The sequence below is a fragment of the Granulibacter bethesdensis genome, from assembly GCF_001889525.1.
Taxonomy (GTDB): domain Bacteria; phylum Pseudomonadota; class Alphaproteobacteria; order Acetobacterales; family Acetobacteraceae; genus Granulibacter; species Granulibacter bethesdensis_C.
On record NZ_CP018192.1, the window covers coordinates 2,224,393 to 2,250,306 of the forward strand.

At 61.6% G+C, this 25,914-nt stretch carries 23 protein-coding genes; 7 read left to right on the plus strand and 16 right to left on the minus strand.

Features of this window, described 5'->3' with window-relative positions; translation table 11 throughout:
- Positions 1-52 precede the first annotated feature (52 nt).
- Positions 53-547: a L,D-transpeptidase family protein gene (locus GbCGDNIH6_RS09965; RefSeq protein WP_072564524.1), complete on the minus strand. Its 495-nt coding sequence runs from the start codon at positions 545-547 to the stop codon at positions 53-55.
- Positions 548-855: 308 nt separating this feature from the next.
- On the opposite strand from GbCGDNIH6_RS09965, the gene GbCGDNIH6_RS09970 reads away from it, so the two are divergent.
- Complete coding sequence (locus tag GbCGDNIH6_RS09970) at positions 856-1,548, plus strand: response regulator transcription factor (protein ID WP_072563763.1); 693 nt, start codon at positions 856-858, stop codon at positions 1,546-1,548.
- Between the two features lie 55 nt (positions 1,549-1,603).
- Here the strand turns inward: GbCGDNIH6_RS09970 and GbCGDNIH6_RS09975 are convergent, their stop codons facing one another.
- From GbCGDNIH6_RS09975 to GbCGDNIH6_RS09990, 4 genes are all read right to left on the minus strand, one after another.
- Complete coding sequence (locus GbCGDNIH6_RS09975; protein ID WP_072563764.1) at positions 1,604-2,431, minus strand: exodeoxyribonuclease III; 828 nt, start codon at positions 2,429-2,431, stop codon at positions 1,604-1,606.
- A gap of 4 nt (positions 2,432-2,435) precedes the next feature.
- Positions 2,436-3,128 carry a fumarylacetoacetate hydrolase family protein gene (locus GbCGDNIH6_RS09980; RefSeq protein WP_072563765.1) on the minus strand — a complete coding sequence of 231 codons (693 nt, stop codon included), beginning with the start codon at positions 3,126-3,128 and terminating at the stop codon, positions 2,436-2,438.
- Between the two features lie 70 nt (positions 3,129-3,198).
- Positions 3,199-3,999, minus strand: coding sequence for a gamma-glutamyl-gamma-aminobutyrate hydrolase family protein (locus tag GbCGDNIH6_RS09985; RefSeq protein ID WP_072563766.1), 801 nt, complete (start codon positions 3,997-3,999; stop codon positions 3,199-3,201).
- 59 nt (positions 4,000-4,058) lie between these two features.
- Positions 4,059-5,111, minus strand: a complete 1,053-nt coding sequence (locus tag GbCGDNIH6_RS09990) for an NAD(P)/FAD-dependent oxidoreductase (protein WP_072564525.1) — start codon at positions 5,109-5,111, stop codon at positions 4,059-4,061.
- A gap of 144 nt (positions 5,112-5,255) precedes the next feature.
- On the opposite strand from GbCGDNIH6_RS09990, the gene tsaE reads away from it, so the two are divergent.
- The 6 genes from tsaE (at position 5,256) to trxA (ending at position 14,382) form a co-directional block, all read left to right on the plus strand.
- Positions 5,256-5,726, plus strand: a complete 471-nt coding sequence (tsaE, locus tag GbCGDNIH6_RS09995) for a tRNA (adenosine(37)-N6)-threonylcarbamoyltransferase complex ATPase subunit type 1 TsaE (protein WP_072563767.1) — start codon at positions 5,256-5,258, stop codon at positions 5,724-5,726.
- A complete protein-coding gene (locus GbCGDNIH6_RS10000; protein ID WP_081370087.1) occupies positions 5,723-6,781 on the plus strand; it encodes an aminoglycoside phosphotransferase family protein in 1,059 nt (352 codons plus the stop codon). Before tsaE ends, GbCGDNIH6_RS10000 begins: the two co-directional genes overlap by 4 nt.
- Positions 6,782-6,792: 11 nt before the next feature.
- Positions 6,793-7,539 (plus strand): nucleotidyltransferase family protein, encoded by a 747-nt coding sequence (locus GbCGDNIH6_RS10005; protein WP_072563768.1) that lies wholly within the window; start codon positions 6,793-6,795, stop codon positions 7,537-7,539.
- Positions 7,540-7,547: 8 nt separating this feature from the next.
- Complete coding sequence (gene addB, locus GbCGDNIH6_RS10010; protein WP_072563769.1) at positions 7,548-10,475, plus strand: double-strand break repair protein AddB; 2,928 nt, start codon at positions 7,548-7,550, stop codon at positions 10,473-10,475.
- Positions 10,472-13,951 (plus strand): double-strand break repair helicase AddA, encoded by a 3,480-nt coding sequence (gene addA, locus GbCGDNIH6_RS10015; RefSeq protein ID WP_072563770.1) that lies wholly within the window; start codon positions 10,472-10,474, stop codon positions 13,949-13,951. Before addB ends, addA begins: the two co-directional genes overlap by 4 nt.
- 104 nt (positions 13,952-14,055) lie before the next feature.
- Positions 14,056-14,382, plus strand: a complete 327-nt coding sequence (gene trxA, locus GbCGDNIH6_RS10020) for a thioredoxin TrxA (protein ID WP_072564527.1) — start codon at positions 14,056-14,058, stop codon at positions 14,380-14,382.
- Positions 14,383-14,441: 59 nt separating this feature from the next.
- On the opposite strand, the gene GbCGDNIH6_RS10025 is transcribed toward trxA, so the two are convergent.
- From GbCGDNIH6_RS10025 to rpsA, 11 genes are all read right to left on the minus strand, one after another.
- Complete coding sequence (locus tag GbCGDNIH6_RS10025; RefSeq protein ID WP_072563771.1) at positions 14,442-15,734, minus strand: bifunctional folylpolyglutamate synthase/dihydrofolate synthase; 1,293 nt, start codon at positions 15,732-15,734, stop codon at positions 14,442-14,444.
- A 45-nt stretch (positions 15,735-15,779) separates the two neighbouring features.
- Positions 15,780-16,697 (minus strand): acetyl-CoA carboxylase, carboxyltransferase subunit beta, encoded by a 918-nt coding sequence (accD, locus tag GbCGDNIH6_RS10030; protein ID WP_072563772.1) that lies wholly within the window; start codon positions 16,695-16,697, stop codon positions 15,780-15,782.
- Position 16,698: 1 nt separating this feature from the next.
- Positions 16,699-17,535 (minus strand): tryptophan synthase subunit alpha, encoded by an 837-nt coding sequence (gene trpA, locus GbCGDNIH6_RS10035; RefSeq protein WP_072563773.1) that lies wholly within the window; start codon positions 17,533-17,535, stop codon positions 16,699-16,701.
- Positions 17,532-18,755: a tryptophan synthase subunit beta gene (trpB, locus tag GbCGDNIH6_RS10040; RefSeq protein ID WP_011632715.1), complete on the minus strand. Its 1,224-nt coding sequence runs from the start codon at positions 18,753-18,755 to the stop codon at positions 17,532-17,534. The genes trpA and trpB overlap by 4 nt, the downstream gene beginning before the upstream one ends.
- A gap of 151 nt (positions 18,756-18,906) precedes the next feature.
- Positions 18,907-20,628: an NAD-dependent malic enzyme gene (locus GbCGDNIH6_RS10045; protein ID WP_072563774.1), complete on the minus strand. Its 1,722-nt coding sequence runs from the start codon at positions 20,626-20,628 to the stop codon at positions 18,907-18,909.
- 44 nt (positions 20,629-20,672) lie between these two features.
- The gene (locus GbCGDNIH6_RS10050; protein ID WP_072563775.1) at positions 20,673-21,302 is read right to left on the minus strand and encodes a phosphoribosylanthranilate isomerase; all 630 of its coding nucleotides are present in this window, start codon (positions 21,300-21,302) and stop codon (positions 20,673-20,675) included.
- A gap of 6 nt (positions 21,303-21,308) precedes the next feature.
- Complete coding sequence (gene pyrF / locus GbCGDNIH6_RS10055) at positions 21,309-22,031, minus strand: orotidine-5'-phosphate decarboxylase (protein ID WP_072563776.1); 723 nt, start codon at positions 22,029-22,031, stop codon at positions 21,309-21,311.
- A 56-nt stretch (positions 22,032-22,087) separates the two neighbouring features.
- A complete protein-coding gene (locus tag GbCGDNIH6_RS10060; protein WP_072563777.1) occupies positions 22,088-22,423 on the minus strand; it encodes a LapA family protein in 336 nt (111 codons plus the stop codon).
- A gap of 53 nt (positions 22,424-22,476) precedes the next feature.
- On the minus strand, positions 22,477-22,800 hold the full coding sequence (locus GbCGDNIH6_RS10065) for an integration host factor subunit beta (protein WP_025287343.1): 324 nt from the start codon (positions 22,798-22,800) through the stop codon (positions 22,477-22,479).
- Positions 22,801-22,865: 65 nt separating this feature from the next.
- The gene (sppA, locus tag GbCGDNIH6_RS10070) at positions 22,866-23,816 is read right to left on the minus strand and encodes a signal peptide peptidase SppA (RefSeq protein WP_072563778.1); all 951 of its coding nucleotides are present in this window, start codon (positions 23,814-23,816) and stop codon (positions 22,866-22,868) included.
- Positions 23,817-23,966: 150 nt separating this feature from the next.
- Positions 23,967-25,682, minus strand: a complete 1,716-nt coding sequence (gene rpsA / locus GbCGDNIH6_RS10075; RefSeq protein ID WP_025287345.1) for a 30S ribosomal protein S1 — start codon at positions 25,680-25,682, stop codon at positions 23,967-23,969.
- Between the last annotated feature and the right edge of the window lie 232 nt (positions 25,683-25,914).

Genomic DNA, 25,914 nt, shown 5'->3' on the forward strand with positions numbered 1-25,914 from the left:
GCCACATCTTTGCGTCACAGAAGCAGGTTAATTTTCTCATCTAATCCAGCCCTCAGGCAGGCAACACCCTGAATGATGTTATTCCGTCCTTGAGCAGACGGATAACATCCGGGGCCGCAAGAGCAAGGCACCCCGCCGTAGGCTGATAGTCCCGCTCTGCGATATGCAGAAAAATGGCAGAGCCTCTGCCTTTTTCCACCGGTTGATCATTCCATCCCAACACACCGATAATATCGTAGAGATCATCCTGACGCCATAATTCTTCATGACTGGCTGAAAATGGTCGGGTTATCCGGCAATTATATTGTGGATGCGCCGGATCATCACACCAACCATCAGACGGGGCGATTGGCTCCAGCGGGCAGGCACAAACCGGTATTGCCAGACGATCAGCCCTGTAAAACACCCGACGGAGAGGAAGTGTGCCGACCGGGGTAGCTCCGTCCCCTTCCTGCTTGCAGGTCGTAACGCCCGCTCGCCCCAACGCAACTCGAAGAACGGTATTCCGATACATCAGCCGTCCATCCGGACTTATGATCGCTTCCATATAGTTTGCCGTATTCTTTTCCATTTAAACCAATGTGCCATTCAAAAAAACAATGATTACAAAAATTGTCAGCTTCTTTGAAAGATGATATTCTTGCTCAGTTACAATTGAAAAATACAACTGAAAATTTAATTTTTTCTTTCCTATATCAATGCATGAAAAACCCCTTCACAACATTTCTGTGACCAAAAAACATCTATCATAATGTCTATGGTTTTGACTTTCATCATTACGATGACATTTTGACTTTACCTGCTATCCGTAACATACCACTCTCTACAGGCCTGCCTCGATTGGAGACAACCCGTATGACACACACACGCCCTATCCTGGTCGTTGATGACGATACAATGCTACGGGAAACCCTGTCTGATCAGCTGTCGGTCGACGGGGAGTTCGTCGCTATCCCGGCCATCAACGGAAAAGAGGCAGAAGATTTTCTCAGCGATAACATCTCTCGCTTTGATGCCATTATTCTGGATGTCGGCCTGCCGGATGGGGACGGGCGGGATCTGTGCGTGCGCTGGCGGCGCATGGGCGTCAAGGTGCCGATTATCATCCTGACTGGTTCCGACGAAGAACACGATGTCGTACGCGGGCTTGAGGCAGGGGCGAATGATTATATCGCCAAGCCTTTCCGCATGGCCGAATTGCTGGCCCGCGTCCGCAACCAGCTGCGCAGCTACGAAAACAGCGAGGATGCAGAATTCAAAATCGGTCCCTACATCTTCAAGCCCGCCGCAAAACTGCTGGAAACCGAACAGAACAAGCGCATTCGACTGACCGAGAAAGAAGCCTCCATTCTGAAATTTCTCTACCGTGCCGGAACCAAGGCCGTAGCGCGGGAGGTGCTGTTGAATGAAGTATGGGGCTACAATGCCGCCGTCACCACCCATACTCTGGAGACCCACATCTATCGCCTGCGGCAAAAAATCGAGCAGGATCCTTCCAGCGCTCAACTCCTTACCACTGAAGGAGGGGGATACCGGCTGCTTCCCTGAAGCGACCCTCCCCGAGGGTTGGCTTCGAGGATTGGCCTACGTAATGGTAAGGGACTTACAGCGACAAGGTCACGCTGACGGGTACATGATCGGAAGTACGCTCCCAATCTCGGGCCTCTTTCAAGGTTGTATGGCCTTGCAGTGAAGACACCAGATCAGGGCTGACCCAGACATGATCCAGCCTCCGCCCCCGATCAGACGCACGCCAGTCCCGGTTGCGGTATGACCACCACGTATAATGCTTGCGGTCCGACGGCACGAAATGGCGTATTGCATCGACGAAGCCGGTTTCCAGCCATTGTCCCATCCGGGTGGTCTCCGGCGGCGTATGGCTTACCACATTCAGCAGCTGCTTGTGGCTCCAGACATCATGCTCCAGCGGAGCGATATTGAGGTCGCCGACAAGCATGGTGCGGGTAAAAGGAGACTGCGCCGCAAAATAGGCCGTGGCTTCCTCCACGAAAGCCAGCTTATGCGCGAATTTCGGGTTGATAGCCGGGTCGGGCTCATCCCCGCCTGCAGGGACATAGAAATTATGCAGCGCTACAGGCCCTGACGGCACTGCCAGCGACACCGCCATATGACGGCAGTCGCCTTTGGCGCACCAGTCCGGAGCCGCCTCATCCACTGTGAAAGGAATCCGGGAGAGAATGGCAACCCCGTTATATCCTTTCATCCCGCGATAGGCGACATGGGCATAACCGTGATGTTCCGCCGCCCGACCAGGGAACAGATCTGCCGGAAACAAGGGGTCAGGCACCTTGGTTTCCTGAAGGCACAGCACATCGGGATCAAGCTCGGCCAGCACTTTCTCCAGCAAGGGCAGACGCAGGCGCAGGGAATTGATGTTCCAGGTCGCGACACGCACACGCATGAGTGCCATTTCCTCAGACGATGCGATTGCGCAGGGGGATCAGGCCAGACACGGATGCATTCAGGACATCCCCGCGCGACAAGGCAGAAACCCCATCCGGTGTACCGGTCATGATCAAATCACCGGCCGCAAGGGTGACCAGTCGCGACAGGGCCGAGAGAATTTCACTGACTGACCAGATCATGTCACTCAGCCGGCCGCGCTGACGCTCGGTGCCATTGACCGTCAGCACGATATCCCCATCCGACTCTCTATTGGGCAATCTGCCACCCATTGCCGGCGTGATCGGTCCGATGGGGGCGGAGTGGTCGAACCCCTTCGCCATATCCCACGGACGCCCCGCATCACGCGCCGCGAACTGAAGATCGCGCCGCGTCAGATCCAGCCCGACCGCATAGCCGAACACATGGGACAGCGCAGCCTGGACCGGAATATCGTGTCCGCCGGAATGCAGCGCCACAACCAGCTCAACCTCGTGATGCAGCAGGGCGGTCGCAGGCGGGTAAGGAATATCTGCATCCCCTGGCACCACCGCATCGGCCGGTTTGGAGAAGAAAAATGGCGGCTCGCGCGCCGGATCGCTCCCCATTTCACGCGCATGAGCAGCATAGTTCCTGCCGACACAGAACACTCTGCGGACGGGAAAACCTCTTCCATCCGTCACGGGCACGATTACGGGAGTCGGGGGAGAAAAAACGCTCTGCATCCATCCTGCTTATCAAAACCCGCCAGAAACACCAGCGCTGTCCCCAGCACACTCCCCATGCAGACGGACTTTATTCAGCCGCACTGGCCAGTCCGCCCGGACGGATGGCTGCCTCCCCGGTGATCCCCCGATGGCGAGCCTCCACCGCCGCACCAAAATCCTCGAAAATACGATGCGACAATGTATCGGTCAGATAATCGAATTCAGGATGCCATTGCACGCCCACCACAAACCCCGGGCAATCAACCGCCCGGACAGCCTCGATCACACCATCAGGCGCATGCGCATCAGCACGCAGAGGAGGAGCCAGCCGGTTGATGCCCTGATTATGCAGAGAGTTCACTGCAAAAGAGGCCGAGTCAGACAGGCGGTGCAGCCAGCCATCGGTCACGGCGGTGACCATATGCGCCTTGCCATTGCGCAGAGAGGATTGCGGTACGATCGGAGTGGAATGATCCAGATAACCCGGCATATCCTGCAAAACCTGATGCAGGCTGCCGCCCAGAGCGACATTCAGTTCCTGAAACCCGCGGCAGATAGCCAGAATCGGCACGCCGCAGGCCACAGCGGCCCGGATCAATGGCAATGTCACCGCATCACGCCGCACATCTTCCGGCGTTCCCTCCGCATGCGGTGCACCGCCATATTGATCGGGATGCACGTTGGATCGGCTACCGGTAAGAATAACGCCATCCAGCCGACTCAGCAGGGTGGAGAGATCGGCGCGGTCTCCATTCGCCGGGATCAGCACCGGCACAGCCCTGATGACATCATCGGTCACCTGCACATACGTATCCGACGCAGCATGGTTAGGCGTCGAAAAAGCCCCGAACGGCTTCGTGCAACAGGAAATGCCAATAAGCGGTTTCATGATCCCTTCACACTTAGGCGATCATTGCGGCAAAATGAAGGAATACATGCCATGTCGGGTCAGCCCGGGACACCGGTGCTGGTCGAATATTCAAAATGCAGTGCCTGATCGGGATGCACGATCGGATGGATGGCATGCGCCGCCATCGCGGCTTCGCTAAATCCCTGTAGAATCAATTTCAGCTTGCCCGGATAGGTGGCAACATCCCCGATGGCGAAAATACCTGGCACATTGGTCTCGCAACGTGACGGATCGATCGTGATGTGATGACGCTCCAGCGCCAGCCCCCACTCCGCGATTGGCCCCAGCTCCATCGACAGACCGAAGAAAGGCAACAGGCAGTCAGCTTCCAGACGCCGTATCTCGCCATCGAGCGTCGCAACTTCAACGACGGACAACACACCCTCTGCACCCTGAAGACCATGCAGTTGATAGGGGACCACCAGCTCTACCTCCCCCGCCGCCGCACCTTGCTCCAGTTGCGCAAGCGATTCCGGGGCGGCACGGAATTTGGCGCGCCGGTGCACCACGAAAATCCGCGCTGCAATCCCGCGTAAGGCCAGCGCCCAGTCCACAGCGCTATCACCGCCCCCCGCGATAACCACGGAGCGCCCCCGAAAATCCTCCCGACGACGCACATAATATTGGACCGCACCGGAAGCCTCGAATGCTTCCAGCCCATCCAGCGGCGGACGGTTCGGTCCGAATGCACCCGCGCCTGCCGCGAGCACCACGGCACGTGCACGCACCGTATCGCCGGCACTGGTCGTCAGGGTGAAATCGCCCTGTGTTCCGGTCAGTGTCTCCACCCGGCGGGACAGCAGGCGCGGCACGTCGAAAGGGGCAATCTGCCGTTCCAGCGCCGTGATCAGATCGCCACCAGAAATCGCCGGATGGGCGGGAATGTCATAGATCGGCTTTTCTGGATACAGGGCCGCGCACTGGCCACCGACCTCCTGCAACGCATCGATCAGCACGGCACGTAACCGCAGCATACCCAGTTCGAAAGCAGCAAATAATCCGGCTGGTCCCGCGCCGATAATAGCAACATCGGTGTCGATTGTACGGGGCTGAGTCGAAGAAGCAGGCGGGGCCAGGTCAATCTGTGTCATGGGCGGGACCATAAGACGACCACGAAAATGCGACAATTGCCTATTCTGACTCCCGATGCCCACATTCCCAAAAAGCGCGGCGCCGGTTACATGCAAGGTGATCCGGGCCTGTTGCATTGCTCCGGATGAGGCATAGTAAGACGCATGTTCCTGACAACCTCTTCTTCATCGAACATGCTGGTACTGACCGATCAGGAAGCGACGGAAGCTCTGGGCCGCCAGATCGCCGATACGCTGCATGCCGGTGATGTCATCCTGCTGGAAGGCTCTCTCGGCGCCGGAAAAAGCACGTTGGTCCGTGCCTTGCTGCGCCATATGGCGGTCGATCCGGCAATGGAAGTGCCAAGCCCCACCTATACGCTGGTGCAAAGCTACGATACGCCACGTGGAGCCGTGGCCCATCTGGATCTATGGCGCCTGGACGGCCCTGATGCGCTGCATGAATTGGGATGGGACGCCTTGCTGAAAGACATTGTCATCGTCGAATGGCCTGACCGGTTGGAAGATTTGCGTCCGCCGCAGGCACTGACCATCAGGCTGGAAACCGTGCCCGACAACGATGGCGCGCGCCATGCCCATCTGTCCGGTTGGCCTGCTGAGCGCCTGCCCCGATGAGCACCCCATCCGCCGCCACAACGATGCGCGAGGATGCCATCGCCCGTTTTCTGGACGAGCATAGGTGTACGGATTTTCAGCGAACGCTACTGGCGGGGGATGCAAGCTTCCGCCGGTACTGGCGGCTGCATGACCAAGCAGGCGCTACGCTGGTGCTGATGGATGCGCCACCTCCCCACGAAGCCGTGGAGCCATTTCTACGCATTGCCTCTGCCATGGAAGGCGCGGGTCTGTCCGTTCCTCATATCGAGGCCGCCAATGTCGAGGCCGGGTTGGTCCTGCTGGAAGATCTGGGCGATGCGCTCTATCGCACCCTGCTGGATGACAGCAACGCGGATGCGTTCGGAGAAGCCGCCACCAGCGCGCTGACCGTGCTGCACCGTATGGCCATGCCACCGGATCCGCTGCGCTGGGATGGCGCAGCCATGCGGGATGCAACCAGTGACACGTTTCTGGGCTGGTGGTGGCCCGCCACGTTCGGAGAAGCGCCTTCCGCCCGCGTCACCGCCGCGTTGCATGCTGCTCTGGATGAAACGCTGTCTATTTTGGCCGTCTCTCCTCCCGTTCCGGTGCATCGCGATTTCGAGGGCGGCAACCTGCTCTGGCTGCCACAACGGGATGGCTTCCGCCGCACCGGCATCATCGATTTTCAGGATCTGGGGGCCGGGCATGGCGCCTATGATCTGGTCTCCCTGACTCAGGATGCACGCCGGGAGATGCCGGATGGTTTCGCGGAACAGCAGATCGCACGTTATGCCACAGCACTTGGCCTGAGCCTCGACCGGACCGGACCGGACTCTCTGCCCGCAGCCTGTGCGGTCTGCGCGGCGCAGCGCCATATGCGGCATGCCGGGCTATGGGTTCGGCTGGCACAACGCGATGGCAAGACCGGTTATCTGACGCATGGACCACGCTCCTGGCGTCGGCTGCTGCATGCTATGACACATCCGGCCAATCAGGCGCTGATGGATTTCTTCAACGATCACGTGCCGGCCTCCCGGCGCGGTAACCCGGCGCTTCCGCTGCCGGAACAGACAGGCTCGGCCAAGGATTAAAGACCAGAATTATGACGATACGACACGCAATGCTGCTGGCGGCTGGCCTTGGCACCCGCATGCGCCCCCTGACAGACACCACCGCCAAGCCGCTGGTGCCGCTGGCCGGACGGACCTTGCTGGACCACGCGCTTGATCGCCTGTTCGAGGCCGGAGTGGAGCATGTGGTGGTCAACGCCCATTGGAAAGGCGATCTGGTCGCAGCCCATATCGCTGCCCGTCATGACCCGCGCATCGTCGTCCGGGCGGAGGAAACCCTGCTCGACACGGGCGGAGCCATCGTCGCCGCACTGAAAGACGGGCTGCTGGATCAGGCCGAGCCGTTCTACGTCGTCAATGGCGATGCGTTCTGGCTCAACGGCCCCATCCCGATGCTCGACCGGCTGGCTGAAGCCTGGACGCAATGGGGTGGCGCTGACGCGATGGACGCGCTGCTGCTGGTGCATCGCACATTCCAGATTTCAGCCGAGGTGGGCGCGGGCGATTTCGTGCTGGACCCGCTGGGCCATGTCCGCCGTCGCAAGGAAATGGAAATCGTCCCCTACCTGTTCGCAGGGGTGCAACTCGCATCGGCCCGCCTGTTCGCCGATGCGCCGCAGGGACCGTTCAGCACCAACCTGCTGTGGGACCGCGCCATCGAGGCGGAAAGACTGCGCGCCATGGTGCATGACGGGTTGTGGTTCCACCTGTCCACTCCGGAAGATCTGGATGTTGCGGAGCAGAAACTCTACGCGGCGGAAACCGGCGAAACGCGTTAGGCAGCACCATGCGCATCACCTCGATCCCGCCGGACTGGCCGTTTCTCGACACTGTCGCGGCTGCCTGGCTGGGTGAGGGTGAGCAGAGGCCGCTTGATACGGCTGATGGCATCATCCTGCTGCCGACACGGCGTGCTGCCCGGGCGCTGGCCGATGCGTTTCTGCGTATCTCCAACGGTCGCCCGTTGCTATTGCCACGTATCACGGCCCTCGGCGCGCTTGACGAAACACCGCTGGCCCTGCATGGCGCATTGGATTTGCCGCCCGCCGTGGACATGCCCCGCCGTCTGGCGGAGCTGACACGGCTGATTCTGGCATTACCAGACCCGGCCCTGTCGGCGGATAGTGCATGGATGCTGGCCAGAGAACTGGCCAAACTCCTGGATGAAGCTGCCCGTGCCGGGATTGATCTGGCAACCGTCCTGCCTGATGCCGTCGATCCATCCTTCGCAGCGCACTGGCAGACGACACTGACCTTTCTTCAGATCGTCACCCGTGCCTGGCCGGACTGGCTGACGGAGGAAGGGCTGACCGATCCGGCGGAACGGCACGCCGCCCTGCTGCGGATTCAGGCGACGCACTGGCAGGATCATCCGCCTGCGACACGTCTCTGGGCGGCGGGGATTTCCGGCGCGGCTCCGGCCGAGGCGATGCTGCTGAAAACCATCGCCAGACTGAAGCAGGGCATGGTGATTCTGCCCGGACTCGACATGACCATGGCGGAGGAAGCATGGAGCATGCTGGAGGCCTCTCACCCACAGGCAGGTATGCGCGACCTGCTGGCCATGATGGATGCAAGGCGGGATGATGTAGTACCATGGGGATTGACACCCCAGCCTTCCCGCTCTGCTAACCGCTCCCGTCTGCTGCATCAGGCGCTGCTTCCTGCCGAAGCCCTGATGCTCTGGCGCGAAACCACTCCGCCTTCCTCCGAATCCTTGTTCCGTCTGGAAGCTGAGGATGAACAGCAGGAGGCCGTCGCCATCGCGCTGATCCTGCGGGATGTGCTGGAGACACCGGGACGGCGGGCCGCGCTGATCACGCCGGATCGCGGGCTGGCGGTGAGAGTGTCAACCGAGTTGGCCCGTTTCGGCGTCATCGCCGATGACAGCGCTGGCGAACCGCTTGCCGAAACACCCCCTGCCCTCTTCCTGCGCCTGCTGGCGGAAGCGGTGCGGAGCGGTTTCTCTCCGGTCTCGTTGCTATCCCTGCTGAAGCATCCCATGACAGCGCTGGGCATGGACCGTCTGATGACGCTGCATGCGGCCCGCGGGCTGGAGCAGCACGCCCTGCGCGGCCCGCGTCCTCCGCCGGGCCTGTCCGGGCTGCGTGCGGTCTTCGAAACCGGAGAAACGGAAGCCGCCGCTCTGATCGACCGGCTGGAACAGGCGCTGCATCCCCTGACCGACCTCGTGGCACAGGAAAGGCTTGCGCCCCATGCCTACCTGCGCGCCTTGCTGAGCGCCGGAGAAGCCGTGGCCGCCAGCGATACTCAATCCGGCGCCGAGCGTTTGTGGGCATTGGAGGAAGGGGAGGCGCTGGCCATACTGCTGGCGGAGACGCTGCCCGCCCTGACGGTGCTGCCGCCGCAACCGCCCGATACGCTGCCGGGCCTGTTTGACGCAGTCATGGAAGGCATCGCCGTCCGCAGCCGCCGTGCCCTGCGCCGCTTCGGCGAGAACGGTGCGGAACATCCGCGGCTGTTTATCTGGGGCCTGCTGGAAGCACAGCTTCAGCATGTGGATGTCGCCGTGCTGGGCGGTCTGAGCGAGGGGGTATGGCCCCCCGCCACGGATCCCGGCCCATGGATGAGCCGCCCGATGCGCCGTCGGGTCGGGCTGCCGAGCGCCGAGCAGATCATCGGTCAGGCAGCTCATGATTTCGTGCAGGCGGCATGCAGCGCCTCCATGGCGATCCTGTCCTGCCCCGCCCGGCGGGAAGGGGCGCCTGTCGTCACAGCACGCTGGCTGGCACGGATCGACGCGCTGCTGAAGGGACATGGGAAACATCTGCCGACCCACCCCGCCACCGCCTGGGCCAGAATTCTGGATCAACCGGAACGGCCCACCCCGGTCAGGCCGCCTCGCCCCTGCCCGCCCCGCAGATCACGTCCTCGCAGCCTGAGTGTGACGGAAATAGGGCGCTGGCTGACCGACCCTTATCGACTTTATGCGGAGCGTATCCTGAAGCTGAAACCGCTTGATCCGCTGGAACAGGATACTGATGCCGCCGATTTCGGCATGATCGTGCATGATGGCATGCAGTGTTTTCTGGAAGATGCCGCCCGGCAATGGCCCGGTGACCTGCTGGCCGCCCTGCGCACGGCATTCCGGGTCGCGCTGGACCGCCACAATCCTCGTCCGGCCCTGCGAAGCTGGTGGCTGCCGCGTCTCGACCGGATCGCCGCCTGGGTGGCAACCCAGGAGCAGCGAGAGACGAAAATCCATACCGAAACCTCAGGCGTTTGGCATTTGCCGGCTTTCCCGGGCGGCCCCTTCACGCTGAAAGGCCGGGCCGACCGGATCGAGATCAGGCAGGATGGCAGTATCCGTCTGCTCGATTACAAAACCGGCACGGTTCCCTCTGCCCCGGCGATCCTGAGCGGCGAGGCTCCACAACTGCCGCTGGAAGCCGCGATGATGAAGGCAGGGGCCTTCCCTGATGTACCGGCGCACTATCCGTCCGAACTGGTGTACTGGCGGCTCAGTGGCGGCCGTGTCGCCGGCGAGGAAATCATTCTCGGCAGGAAAGCCCCCGCCACATGGGCCGAGGAACAGGCGCAACTGGCGGCCGAGAAGCTGCGCGATCTGGTCATGCGCTATGACGATCCGGATTTTCCCTATCTGGCACAACCTTTTGCCCCCGGCCATGGGCCAATGGATGCCTATGCGCATCTGGCCCGTGTGCCGGAATGGGCGGAGGGTGACGACTCATGAGCGCCGCGTTTTCTCCCCGCGATGAAGCGGAACGCAATCAGCGCGATGCCTCCGACCCCATCGTTTCTGCTTTTGTCAGTGCCTCTGCCGGGTCGGGCAAAACCAAGCTGCTGACAGACCGGCTGCTGCGCCTGATGCTCTCCGGCGCCCATCCGGGGCGGATTCAGTGCCTCACCTTCACCAAGGCCGGGGCGGCGGAAATGGCGATCCGTCTGCGATCAAGACTGGGCGCATGGGTGACGATGAGCGATGCGGCGCTGGATCAGGCGCTGACTGCGCTGGCCGTCACGCCGGACGATACAGCCAGGCTGAGGGCGCGCGCCCTGTTTGCGCAGGTGCTGGATCTGCCCGGCGGCATGCGGATCGAGACGATCCATGCTTTCTGCCAGTCTCTGCTGCGGCGCTTTCCGCTGGAAGCCGCACTGAGTCCTCATTTCAAGATGATCGAGCCGGCTGAGCAGGAAGTCACCCGTCAGGAAGCTCAGGAGACGATGCTGGCAGCGACGGTGGATCATGCCTCCCTGTCCCTGCTCTCCGGCCAGATCAGCCTTCAGACATTCGGCATGCTCTCCGCCGGATTGCATATCGAACCGGACCGCCTGAACCGGCTGGCCCCATCTCTGGCGGGATTGGAAGCCGCCCAACGCCGGGCGCTGGGCGTGCCGGGCCATCAGGGGGAAGAAGCCTTGCTGGCCGCCGCCGTCGAGTGGCCCGCCATCGGCAAAATCCGTGAGGCAGCGCGGGATGCGTTCGAAAACGGATCGAACACCGTGCGGGAAAGGGCATGCCAGATGCTCGCGTGGCTGTCCCTGTCGCCTGCCGAACGTCAGGCACGCTGGGAAGAATGGGCCAGCCTGTTCCTGACCGCCAAAGGGGAACCGTCCAGCCCGAAAACCCTGTTCAACGAAAACAAGGCCAATCGGGGCACCAGCGCCGATACCTCCCGGGAGACTCTGGTTGATGAGTCGCACCGGATCGTCTCAATCCGTCAGACCTTGCATGCGATCAGGCTTGCCTCCCTCTCCGCTGCCCTGACCCGGCTGGCGATCCCGGTGGCCGAAGCCTACGCAAAGGACAAGGCACGGCGCGGGCTGGTTGATTTCTCCGATCTGATCGGGCGCACCAGCGCGTTGCTGAGAGAACCCGGCGCTGCCTGGGTGCTGTACAAGCTGGATGGCGGCATCGACCATCTGCTGCTGGATGAAGTGCAGGATACCGCTCCGGAACAGTGGGAGATTGCCGGAACCCTGACGGCGGAGTTTTTTGCCGGCCTTGATGATCGCGCCGAACAGGGGAAACCCCGGACTGTCTTTGCTGTGGGCGATCCGAAACAGTCGATCTACTCGTTTCAGGGGGCCGACCCGCATGCTTTCCGGCACTGGCGCGGCATCATGGCGCAACGTGTGCGGCAGGTTGGGTACGAATGGCGCGACCGGCCCCTGACGGTTTCCTTCCGCTCCACCGCCCCGGTGCTGGCCCTGACCGATGCGGTATTCGCCGATCCGCTGGCCCGTCAGGGCGTCATCGAACCAGAAGAAAACCTGCGCCACCTGCCTGACCGCGCCGAGGATGCAGGCACAGTAGAAATCTGGGAGCCAGTGCAGACCCCGGAAACCCCAACCCGCCCCGCATGGCAGCCTGCCGAGGAATACGGCACCCATACCACCGCCGCCAGTCTGCTGGCGGGACGGCTCGCGGACTGGATCGCCAGCCAGATCGGCCAGACCCTGCAGAGTGAAAACCGTCCGATCCATGCGGGAGATTATCTGATCCTGCTGCGCCGGCGCAAACCTTTCGCCCCTCTGCTGGAACGGGCACTGAAGCTGAAGGGCGTGCCGGTGGCGGGGCTGGACCGGCTGCCCCTGACCAGCCAGCCTGCCGTGGCCGATCTGCTGGCCCTGTGCGACACGCTGCTGCTGCCTGATGACGATATGGCGCTGGCCTGTCTGCTCACCAGCCCGCTGGGTGGCCTGAGCGACGACTCGCTGATGGCACTGGCGCTGGGCCGCCAGGACACATTGTGGGATACGCTGAGAAAACGCCGGAAAGAACGCACGGCGTGGGATCAGGCCGCCAGTTTTCTCGAAGACATGCTTGGGCAGGTGGATTACACCACGCCCCATGCCCTGCTCAGTGCAGCACTGGTCCGGCATCGCGGGCGGGCGCGCCTGTTCGCGCGTCTGGGCGCAGAAGCGGCCGAGCCGATCGACGAGCTGCTGAACGCCGCGATGCGCTATGCGCAGCTTCATCCACCCTCATTACAGGGCTTCGTCCACTGGCTGCGCCGCTCCGCGCCGGAGGTCAAACGCGAAATGTCATCAGGCAGCCAGGCCGTCCGTATCATGACGGTGCATGGCTCCAAGGGCCTGGAAGCCCCCATCGTCATCCTGCCTGATACTGTCTCCACCCCTCGTACGGAGAACAGCATTCTCTGGACGGAGGACCCGGAAACCGGCCTGTCGGTGCCGCTGTGGAAGCCCAATCAGGATTTCCAGTGCGACCGCTTCGCCATACTGGAGGCAAAGGAACAGACCGCACGACAGGAGGAATACAATCGACTTCTCTACGTCGCGCTGACCCGTGCCAGAGACCGGGTGCTGGTGTGCGGCTGGCTGGGGAAGGAGAACAGGCCGCCCCCGGATGAAAGCTGGTACGCCGCCATCCGGCGCGGGATGGAACGCCTGCCGGACGCCGAAACCGTCGGGACAGATCATGGCGAGGTAATCCGCCTGACCTCCCCGCAACAGCGTGCCGCACAGCAGGCACGCACCGACATCTCTACCTCCGTTCAAGCCCCACCCGCATGGATGGGGCAGGCTCCTGACTGGCAGCCTGCCCCCCGTCCTGCGGAGCCTGTGCGCCCCGAGCCGCTCGCACCAAGCCGCCCCGACAATACCGATCTCGGCCCCGTACCGGCCGCCGACTCACCGCTGATCGCCGACCGACGCGCGCGATTCCGGCGCGGACAGGTGATTCATCAACTGCTGCAACATCTGCCGCTGTTGCCTGCCAAGGAACGTGAGGCCGCCATGAAGCGGTTCCTCTTACAGACCCTGCCTTCGGAAGCCGATCATGTGGCAAAGCAGATCGGCGCTATTCTCGATCATCCCCGCCTTGCAGCATTGTTCGGCGCTGACGGGCGGGGTGAAGTGCCGCTGACGGGGGTGATCGGCCCGGCTGACAAACCACAGGTGATTGGTGGCATCGTGGACCGGCTGGCCGTGTTGCCGGAGCGTATCCTGATCGCGGATTACAAGACGAACCGGCGCCCCCCTGTGAGCATCCCAGAGACACCGGTGCTGTATCTGCGGCAGATGGCAGCCTACCGGGCGGTACTGTCTTCAATCTATCCAGACAGGGATGTTCTATGCGCATTGATATGGACGGAAACCGGTCGGATCGACACACTGCCATCAGAGTTGCTGGACCCGCATGCACCCGGCGTCGCTATGCCTGCGTTTGATCAAAAGACTTGATCAAACCGGGTGCCTGCCCCACTTGCCTGCTTAGATGCCCATCAACAAACAGGATCCCGTCTGACAAGGATGCCACGGGATCAATGATCGAAAAGAGACTGCCCATGAGCGAGCATACGAAACCCGTCACGGATGCCACCTTCGAAACCGATGTGCTGGGTGCATCCGGGCCGGTGCTGGTGGATTTCTGGGCCGAGTGGTGCGGCCCGTGCCGTATGATCGCTCCGGCATTGGAAGAAGTCGCCGCAGAGAATACCGGCAAGTTGACAGTCGCCAAGGTGAATATCGACGAAAACCCGGACAGCCCCAATCGCTATGGCGTCACCGGCATTCCGACCCTGATTCTGTTCAAGGACGGTCAACCGATCGCCAAGCAGGTCGGCGCCCTGCCGAAAAGCGCGCTGAAGCAGTGGGTCAGCGGGAATATCTGATCCGTATCGACAGAGGGCCGGGCGTTCAGCCCGGCCCGGTTCGTATGAGCCTGTGGAAATCAGGCCAGACCCTGATCCAGCTTCAGGATTTCACCCGCCAGATACAGGCTGCCGCAAATCAGGATGCGGCCCGGGACACTACCCGCCTCTGCCTGCTTCAGGATAGCGGCCATAGCCTCCCGCACAGTCGGACCGGGAATCGCCTTGCCGCCCGAAGCGCGGACAATTGCCTCCACCGGCAGCGCCAGATACTGACCCGGCTCGGCAATGGCCCAGACGGTGTCGGCCTCCGGCAGGACCGAGGCCAGAAACTGCCCGGCATCTTTCGCCTGTTTCATACCGACAATGACATGGGCCGGACGATCTTTCCAGCCGCGCAGATGACCCGCCAGCATCACGCCCGCCCCCGGATTATGGCCGCCATCCAGCCATAACTCCCAGCCATCCGGTAAATCCTTTGCCAACAGACCGGTCAGACGCTGCATCCGCGCAGGCCATTCCGCCCGTGCCAACCCTTCCGCCAGCCATGACAACGGGATAGCGGTTTTTGCCGCCGCCCGCATCGCCGCAACGGCAATCCCGGCATTGTCTAACTGGTGCTCACCTGGCAGCGCGGGGAGCGGCAGATCAACCGCGCCATCCGCATCACTATAGCGCAAGCCGTTCCCATGCCGCGCGATATGCCAGTCACGATCCCGGGCCAACAGAGAAACACCCTGTTTCGCAGCCTCCCGATCCAGCACTTCCAGCACTTCCGGCTGTTGCAGGCCAGTCACGCCTGGGGCACCGGATTTAAGAATCCCGGCTTTCTCCGCTGCAATGCCCCTGATGTCGTCGCCCAGATATTCACGATGGTCGATGGAAATCGAGGCAATTGCACTGACCACCGGCGTCACGACATTGGTGGCATCGAAGCGGCCGCCAAGCCCGACCTCCACCACACACAGATCCGCCGGAACGCGGCTGAACAACAGCAGAGCGACCGCCGTGATGACCTCGAAAACGGTGATTGGAGCCCCGGCATTGACGCGCTCCACCTCCTCCAGAGCCTCGACCAGAACCGGCTCGGAAACAAGTTCTCCGGCCAGACGGATACGCTCGTTGAACTGGACGAGATGGGGAGAAATATAGACATGCACACGCTGCCCCGCCGCCTCGGCCAGTGCACGGAGGAAAGCGCAGGTGCTGCCTTTGCCATTGGTCCCGGCGACATGCACGACCGGCGGCAGCGACCGCTCCGGATGACCCAGCTTCTCCAGCAGGGCTTCAAGCCGACCCAGCGACAGGTCGATCATCTTCGGGTGCAAACCGTGCAGCCGCTCGATCACCGCTTCGGTGCGACCTTTGCTCATGCCTTCGGCCTCAATGGAATGAATTGCTGGCGACAGACGGCCTGATCAGGCATCCGCCGTGCGGGCAGGCTGCTTCGCCTCTGTGAGGGAGGCTGCGCTTTCCACCTTTGGCAGGGTCACCCCCTCCGTCAGCAAGGCGATCACACGCGACAGGGTCGCGCGCATATCCGCCCGGCGCACCACCATATCGACGATCCCGTGTTCCAGCAGGAATTCAGCACGCTGGAAGCCTTCCGGCAGTTTTTCACGGGTCGTATCCTCAATCACGCGCGCACCTGCGAAGCCGATCAAGGCTTTCGGCTCGGCAATCTGGATGTCACCGAGCATGGCAAAGCTGGCGGTCACACCGCCGGTGGTGGGATCGGTCAGTACGACAATGAACGGCAGCCCGGCTTCCTTCACCATGCGCGTGGCAATGGTGGTGCGGGGCATCTGCATCAGGCTGATTGCCGCTTCCTGCATACGGGCGCCGCCTGACGCGGTGAAAATAATGAACGGCGCTTTCTGCAACACCGCCAGCTGAGCGGCTGCCACAATGCCCTCGCCGACGGCCGCACCCATGGAGCCACCCATGAACTCGAACGCCATGGCCGCGACGACTGCTTTCTGACCCTCAATCGTGCCATGGGCCACAACGATGGCGTCATCGAGATGCGTCTTTTCCCGCGCATCACGCAAACGATCCGTATAGCGTTTGGAATCACGGAAACGCAGAGGATCCTGCGGCGCTTTCGGCAGTTCGATCCGTGTATAACCCTCATCCAGCGTCCATTTCAGACGCTCCAGCGCGGTACCGCGCATGTGATGGTCGCAATGGGTGCAGACGCGCTGATTCTTTTCCAGATCTCTGGCAAAGATCATCTGCTGACAGGCAGGGCACTGTACCCAGAGATTGTCCGGCACATCCCTGCGCCCCAGCAGGGTGCGGATTTTCGGACGCACATATTCGGTCAACCAGCTCATGTCAGGCTCCTCGGGGGGAGAGGCGGGCGCTGCGCACAGCCTCGGCCAGTTGGCGGACCTGATCCAGCACCGCAGGCACGGTGCGATCAGTGGCGCGCCCATCATCCAATGTTGCAGCCAGCGTATCGATCAGCGCGGAGGCAACGATGGCGGCATCTCCCTGCCGCACGGCCTCCGCGGCCTGCGCCGGATTGCGGATACCAAAACCGATCGCAACCGGCAGGTCTGTCACGCGCCGCAAACGCGGCATATTCTGCGCCAGCTGCTCCGCACTCGCGGTGACAGTGCCGGTGATGCCGGTGATGCTGACGTAATAGACGAAACCGGACGAGCCGTTCAGCACATGCGGCAGACGTGCATCATCCGTGGTCGGCGCAACCAGCCTGATCACATCCAGCCCGTTCGCAGTGGCGAAAGGCAGCACCAGATCAGCTTCCTCGGTCGGCAGATCGACGATGATCAGCCCATCCACCCCGACCGCGGCGGCATCGACGCAGAACCGCTCATGGCCGTAAGTTTCAATCGGGTTAAGATACCCCATCAGAATGATCGGCGTATCCTGATCCTGCTGCCGAAAGGTCTCGACCATCGCCAGAGTTTTGGCGAGCGTGGCACCGGCCTCCAGCGCACGCCGTCCGGCGCGCTGGATGGTCGGACCATCCGCCATCGGGTCGGTGAACGGCACACCGATCTCGATCAGATCGGCGCCCGCCGCTGGCAGGCCACGCAACAATGTTTGGCTGGTTTCAGCATCAGGGTCACCCGCCTCGATAAACGGGATCAGTGCACCGCGTCCGTCACGCTTCAGCGCCGCGAAACGCGTCTGGATACGGCTCACAGCTTGACCCCCAGATGCTCGGCAACGGTGAAGATATCCTTATCCCCCCGGCCCGACAGATTGACCACAATGGTTTTGTCCTTCCCCAGAGTCGGGGCGAGCTTGCGGACATACGCCAAAGCATGACTCGGTTCCAGCGCAGGAATAATGCCTTCCGTGCGGGTCAGAAGCTGGAACGCACCCAGCGCCTCCTGATCGGTTGCGGAGACATATTCGACACGGCCGGTTTCGTGCAGCCATGCATGCTCCGGCCCGATGCCCGGATAATCGAGGCCCGCGGAAATCGAATGGCCTTCCAGAATTTGCCCTTCCGCATCCTGTAACAGATAGGTTCGGTTCCCGTGCAGCACGCCGGGGCGACCACCTGTCAGGCTGGCGGCATGTTCACCGGTTTCAACGCCGTGTCCTCCGGCCTCGACCCCGATCAGCCGCACGGATGGATCGTCCAGGAACGGATGAAACAAGCCCATCGCGTTGGAGCCGCCGCCGATACAGGCCGTCGCCACATCCGGCAGGCGTCCGGTCTCCGCCAGCATCTGGGCGCGGGTTTCCTCACCGATGATGTTCTGGAAATCACGCACCATCGCCGGATACGGATGCGGCCCGGCGACCGTGCCGATCAGGTAATACGTATCCGACACATTGGCGACCCAGTCGCGCAAAGCCTCGTTCATTGCATCCTTGAGCGTCGCGGCACCGGAGGTTACCGCCTTGACCTCCGCCCCCAGCAGACGCATGCGGAACACGTTGGGCTTCTGCCGTTCAACATCGACCGCGCCCATATAGATGGTGCAGGGCAGGCCGAACAGCGCACAGACCGTCGCCGTCGCCACCCCATGCTGGCCGGCCCCTGTCTCGGCGATGATACGGGTCTTGCCCATACGACGGGCGATCAGGATCTGGCCAAGGCAGTTATTCACCTTGTGGCTGCCGGTATGGTTCAGCTCTTCCCGCTTCAGCCATACCTGCGCACCGCCCAACTCCTCCGTCAGGCGTTTCGCGAACCAGAGCGGGCTGGGACGGCCCACGTAATTTTTCAGCAGCAGATCGAGTTCCGCGTTGAACGCCGCATCATTCCGCGCCGCCCGCCATGCCTTTTCCACCTCAAGGATCAGAGGCATCAGCGTTTCCGCCACAAAGCGGCCGCCAAACGGACCGAACCGCCCATGATCGTCCGGACCGGAGCGATAGGAGTTCGGAAGGGAACTGGCTATGGACACGATGGCTATACTCGCCGGCTGGGATGCATTTCAGAGCCGCGCCATATTGTCATACAACACGGAGTAATCTGCTGCTCTTAAAGCAGAACGGCGCTCACGCAAATCAGGAGATCGCTCCTGAAGACGCTTTATGGCCGTTTTATGATCCATTTCAACGCTTCGGCTCAACCCGGCGATAGGTGGGATATCGCGGCTCCCACATCAGGTCATCCACTCTGTCACGCAGGGTTTCTTCATCGCATGGCTCGGCCTGACCATCCCGCATGGCGCACAGCCCGACCGCGACGGCCACATGCCGGGACACGTCGCGCATTTTGGCCAGATGCGGCAATAAGGGCAGAACCGGATCGGTGCGGGCCGGAGACATCTCCGCCAATGCCCGGGCTGCCGCAAGGAACATGGCATCCGTCACATGCTCGGCGCGAGAGGCAATGGCACCAAGCCCGACGCCGGGGAAAATATAGGAGTTATTGGTCTGGTCGATCATAATGGTGCGACCATTGAGCTGCACCGGATCGAACGGGCTCCCCGTGCCGATAATCGCCTGCCCATCCGTCCAGGCCAACAGATCGGCTGGTGTCGCCTCCGCATTGGCCGTCGGATTGGAGAGGGGGAAAATCACCGGGCGGGCAACATGCTGCGCCATTTCCCGAATCGCGGCCTCGGTAAACAGGCCGGGCTGGCCGGACACACCGATCAATGTGGTCGGATGCGCGTTGCGGATTACCGCTTCCAGCCCCGGTTTTTCCCGATCATCCCAATGGCTCAGCACATCGGCGGAAACGGCGAATTCCTGCTGGAAAGCGGCCAGGTCATTATCACCTTCCCGCAGCAAGCCGTCGCGATCCACCAGGAAGAAGCGGCGATGGGCTTCGTGCTCCGGCACCCCTTCCTCGATCATCGCCTGACGCAGCATCCGCGCAATACCGACACCTGCGGAGCCGGCACCGACCACGACGATACGCTGGTCTTTCATCGGTACACCGGCCACAGAGGCCGCCGCCATCAAGGTGCCGACCGTCACGGAGGCCGTACCCTGAATGTCGTCGTTGAAGGTGCAAAGCTGGTCACGATATTTCGTCAGCAGCCGCCCTGCATTGGGACGGGCGAAATCCTCCCATTGCAGCAGAACATGCGGCCAGCGCCGCTGCACTGCGCCCACGAAAGTATCAATGAACGAATCATACGCCTCGCCCCGGATACGCTCATGCCGCCAGCCGATATACAGCGGATCGTCATGACGTTCCTTGTTATCCGTACCGGTATCCAGCAGGATCGGCAGCGTCGCCCAGGGCGGAATCCCCCCGCAGGCAGTGTAGAGCGCCAGCTTCCCGATCGGGATACCCATGCCTCCCGCGCCTTGATCGCCAAGCCCGAGAATACGCTCGCCATCACTGACCACAATCACCTGTACATGATCGAAACGCGGATGGGACAGAATCTCGTCGATCTGATCCTGATGCGGCGGTGACAGAAACAGTCCGCGTGGCTTGCGGAACAGGCGGGAGAAATTCTGACATCCCAGCCCGACGGTCGGCGTATAGACGACCGGCATCATTTCTTCGAGGTTACGTGACAACAGCGCGTAAAACAGCGTTTCGTTGGTATCCTGCAAATCACGCAGAAAAATATAGCGGTTGATCGGGGATTTAAGCTCCCTGAAGGCTGTCAGACGGCGGTTGACCTGTTCATCCAGATTACCGACATGCGGCGGCAGCAGGCCATGCAGATGGAAGGCAGTGCGCTCCTCCTCGGAAAACGCCATTCCCTTGTTCAGCAACGGATCGGAAAGAAGCTCATATCCGGTGCGGGAAACCTCCACCACATGCTCGCCAGCGGCATTGGGAAGTTCCGTTCCTGGTGTCGTACCCATCTGATCCGTCCGTTCAATGGCCGACCCCTGCGCGGGTTGCCGGCTCAGGCGTTACGCACTGCCGAGAGGAAGGAGCGGATCAGCGCCGGATCCTTGCGTCCACGTGACTGTTCCACTCCTGATGAAACGTCGACAATAGGCGCACCTGTGCGGCGCACCGCCTCAGCGACCGTATCCGGGGTCAACCCACCCGCGAGTATCCACGCGAAGGATGGCGCAAAATCCGCAAGGATCGACCAGTCGAAAGCCTGTCCGTTTCCACCCGGCAGAGCAGCGTCGGGCCTCGGCTTAGCATCCAGCAGCAGGGCATCCACACCCCCGGAATCGCGTGGCAGATCATCCGCTGCCGCAATTCCCACAGACCGCCAGACGGGTAAAGCAAGCTGTTCTCGCAACTGGAGGGCACGCGCCACAGGGACATCATGAAGCTGGATGATATCCAGTGGCAGCTCACGCAGGACGGCCTCAATCTCTCCATCACGCGGATTAACGAACAACCCCACTTTCCGCAGCGGCTGGGCAATGGGGGCCGCGAGGGAAGCCGCCTCCTGCGCCGTCACAGCCCGTGGAGAGGGCGGAAAGAACACGAATCCAAGATAGTCCGCGCCCCCCGCGATGGAAGCCGCAACCGACGCTGCGCTGTTCAATCCGCAGATTTTGACCTGAGCAACCATGATCCTTCAAAGCCCCGCAATATCTGCCGCAATGGAAGAGGCAGCCGCCGCCGGATCGGCCGCCTGCGTAATGGGACGCCCGACCACGATATAATCCGCCCCGGCCTCAATGGCGGCACGCGGAGTCATGGTGCGGGACTGATCACCCGCTTCGCTCCACACCGGGCGGATACCGGGTACGACCAGTAGAGGCTCTGGCCCCAGTTCCGCCCTTAGCAGGGCGGCTTCATGCGCGCTGCATACCAGCCCGTCAGCCCCCGCCGCTACAGCCAGCTTTGCCAGTCTGAGAACCTGCTGCGCCGGGTCTTCCGCAAAACCGATCGCAGAAATAGCCTCCGCATCCAGACTGGTCAGAATGGTAACAGCCAGAATCCTGGTCCGGTCCGCCGCATCGCCTGTCGCATTCCGCGCCGCGGCAACCATTGCCGAGCCTCCACCCGCATGCACGGTCAGCAAAGCGGGCTTCAGCGGCAGGACCGAACGCACCCCGGCCGCGACCGTGTTGGGAATATCATGCAGCTTCAGATCCAGAAAAATCGGCCCCTCAAACCCCGTCATGCCCTGTGGACCATTGGCCAGGTAATATTCCAACCCCAGCTTGCTCATCCCGCTATACGGGGTGAAAGCCTGATTCCATGCGCGTGCGGTGGCGGGGTCCGGCGTATCGAGGGAAACAATGACACGCCGCAAGGGAAGGGAGCCAGCGGACGCGATACGATCAGGCGACATGACGTGACTGTCTTTATGAAATAAAATGGGCTGCCCGTATCACAGGACAGGACAGGTTACTGAATAGTAGGCAAAGGGGCGCTGGCTGTGACAGGGGTGGAGAGAACGGCCTCCTGACGGCGCAGGGTCTCGCGCAGGGTTTCAAGCTGATCCTCCAGCGCCTTGACCTGAGCTTCCGCCCGACGGGCACGGCGACTCTGTCCCAGTGCAGAGAACCAGGTCAGCAAGCCACCGGCAATAAAAGCGATCGCCATCGCACTGAGCACGGCAATGGAAAACGGCAGATCAGCCCCGTAATCGGTCGGCCACAGCCCGATATGAACCGTGGTGGTGTTCGAGAGCGTGAACAGCACCAGCAGGATCAGAAACGGCAAGGCAATCAACAGACGCATCAGTTTTTTCCCGTCACGCGATGACTCTCGCGAAAGTCAGAAGCAGGATGCTCTCAGCCTCCGGAAACGGCGTCGGCAGACCCGCCATTCTTGCGGGTACCGTTATTGACCCGCTCCCGCAGTTCTTTTCCGGCCTTGAAGAAAGGGACAACTTTTTCATCGACGGAAACGGTTTCTCCGGTGCGCGGGTTGCGCCCCACCCGGGCATCCCGTCGTTTGATCGTAAAAGCGCCGAAACCACGCAGCTCCACCCTTGCACCACGGGCAAGAGCATTGGAAATCTCATCAAAAATCGTGGAGACAATGGTTTCCACATCGCGCTCCGTCAGATGCGGATTATCGGCCTTCAGACTCGCGATCAATTCCGATTTGGTCATGTCAGCTTTCCCCTGCCCGGTTGGAGATACCGAATCCCGCCAGCAGGTCCGGACCGATCACCGCATTAAAGCCGAGGCTGCCAGAGCGCCCAGGCTCCGTCAATGCTAACACCTTGAGATAACTTACTTTCTACAAAATTTTCCAGACTGCCCAGCCATCCGCCAAACCAGTGCTTATACAGATCGGCCTGCTCATGGAGCGGCCTGACCGGCAGGTCTTCCGGAACATGGCGTTCTTTCGCCAGCCAGACCCGCGCGTCATGCTCACCGCCAATCTGATCGACCAGCCCAAGCGCCAGCGCCTGCCGTCCGGTGTAAGGTCGGCCATCCGCCAATGCGCGCACATGCTCCGGCGTCATATGCCGCCCCTGAGCAACCATGGTCACGAACTGGTCGTACATATCGTTGACGATCCCCTGAAGCATCTGCCTCCCTTCCGGGGAGAGCGGCGCGGTCAGGCTAGGCTGATCTTTCATCGGGCCGGAGACGATGGTGTTGGACCCGACCCCCAGTTTTCCAAGCAGGCCGGACAGTTCGGCTGATTGCATCAGCACACCGATGGAACCCGTCAACGTTGCCTGACGCGCGAAAATCCGTGCCGATGGCGCCGCGATCATATAACCGGCGGAGGCCGCAACACTCTCCATGGTCGTCACCAGCGGCTTGCGCGCTGCCAGCCGCGCCAGCGCATCGTGCAGGGCCTCACCCCCCGCGACGGTGCCACCGGGACTGTTGATCTCCAGCATCACCGCCTTTACCGAAGAATCATCTGCCGCATGGCTGATCGCCTCCAGCAAGGGACGGTCATAGGTGATTATACCGCTGATCCTGATCCTGGTGATATGCGGCCCCGATCCTACCTCATGGAATGCTCTCACCAGCGCCAGACCCCCCAGCACCAGCAGGCCAATCGTCACGAGCCTCCATAGCAGCAAACGCCGCTTCAGATGATGGCGGTCTATCAGCCAGTCCTGATCGGGGGCCGCAGGCGGGCGGGAAGCAAGGTCAGATGTCATAACCGCCAAAATGGCGAAATCATCGCGCCAGCAAAAGGGGAGTACAGTCGTTTTCAGATAACAAAAAAGCCGGAGGTGTAACCCCCGGCTTTCAAGTTGCGTCCTGACCTGTAAAGGTCAGGACGATGTATCCATCATGGCCGAAGCCAATCAGGCGTCGGTCTGAAGGTTCCGGCGACGGATCGCGGCACCCAGAATATCGCCCAGGGACGCACCGCTGTCGGAGGAGCCGAACTCGGCGATCGCCGCCTTGTCTTCCTCGACTTCCTTGCCCTTGATGGTGAGCTGCAGCTTGCGGGCGGCGCGGTCAACCGCGGTCACCTTCGCATCCACCTTTTCACCAACCGCGAAACGGTCAGGGCGCTGGTCGGCCTTGTCACGGGACAGTTCCGCACGACGGATGAAGCCGGACAGAACGTCACCCACCTTCACTTCGATGCCGTTGGCCTGCACAGCCGTCACCACGCAGGTGACGACATCACCGCGATGGACCGCATCCAGCTGACCGGCAGCGGGATCTTCATGCATCTGCTTGATGCCGAGGGAGATACGCTCTTTCTCCACATCCACATCCAGCACGCGGGCACGCACAACCTGACCCTTCTCGTAGGCGGCCATAGCGGTTTCGCTCTGATCGTCCCAGGAGATGTCGGACATGTGGACCATGCCGTCGATATCTGCGGTGATGCCGATGAACAGACCGAATTCGGTGATGTTCCGGATCTCGCCTTCCAACTCGGACCCGACCGGGTGCTCTTCCAGGAACTGCTCCCACGGGTTGCCCTGCACCTGTTTCAGACCCAGGGAGATACGGCGCTTGGAGCTGTCCACATCCAGCACGACCACGTCGACTTCCTGAGATGTCGCGACGATCTTGCCCGGATGGACGTTCTTCTTCGTCCAGGACATTTCGCTGACATGCACCAGGCCTTCGACGCCCGGTTCCAGTTCCACAAATGCGCCGTAATCGGTGATATTGGTCACGCGGCCGCTGTATTTCGCGCCCGGCGGATACTTCGCCGCCACACCTTCCCACGGATCGGCCTCGAGCTGCTTCATGCCCAGGCTGATACGCTGCGTGTCGGAATTGAAGCGGATCACCTGCACCTTCACGGTCTGGCCGATCTGCAGGGCCTCGCTGGGGTGATTGATGCGCTTCCAGGCGATGTCCGTGACATGCAGCAGGCCATCAACGCCGCCCAGATCCACGAACGCGCCGTAATCGGTGATGTTCTTCACCACGCCATCCAGAATCATGCCTTCCTTCAGGCCCTGGATCAACTCGCTGCGCTGTTCGGCCCGAGTCTCTTCCAGCACCGCACGGCGGCTGACCACGATGTTACCGCGCGCGCGGTCCATCTTCAGAATCTGGAAAGGCTGCGGCGTGCCCATCAGCGGACCGACATCGCGCACAGGGCGGATATCGACCTGGCTGCCCGGCAGGAACGCGACCGCGCCGCCGAGATCAACGGTGAAGCCACCCTTCACGCGACCATAGATCGTGCCCTGAACGCGCTGGGCGCTTTCAAAAGCCTTTTCCAGAGTGGTCCATGCTTCCTCGCGGCGAGCCTTCTCGCGCGACAGGACGATGGAACCGTCACGGTCCTCGTAACGCTCGACATACAACTCGACGACATCGCCGGGCTTCACATCGGGCTTCTGACCCGGAGGGCCGAATTCTTTCAGAGCGACGCGGCCTTCAGACTTCAGGCCCACATCGACGATCACGAATTCGGGGTCGATGCGCAGCACGCGGCCGCTGACGACGGAGCCATCAAAGCCGCTGTCACGGCCCAGGGTCTCGTCGAGCAGGGCGGCGAAATCCTCGTCACCCTGTTGTTGGATAGCAGTGGCGGAAGATGCCATGTGGGAAAACTATGTCCTTGAACTGACAGCCCGGAGGCTATCAAGGAAGGCGCTACACCACCGGGCGCGGGTTACGCGCCGGGGATCACGGCTTGCCGGACCTTGCACCACGCGATCATCGCGCGTCCCGGTTTCCGCGGCGGGACAGGTCGGGCCATGGCGGAAATCAGCCGGCAAAAACGCCCACTGATGCCCGTAAGTCAAGGAAATTCCGCCTCCGCTGCCCCGCCTG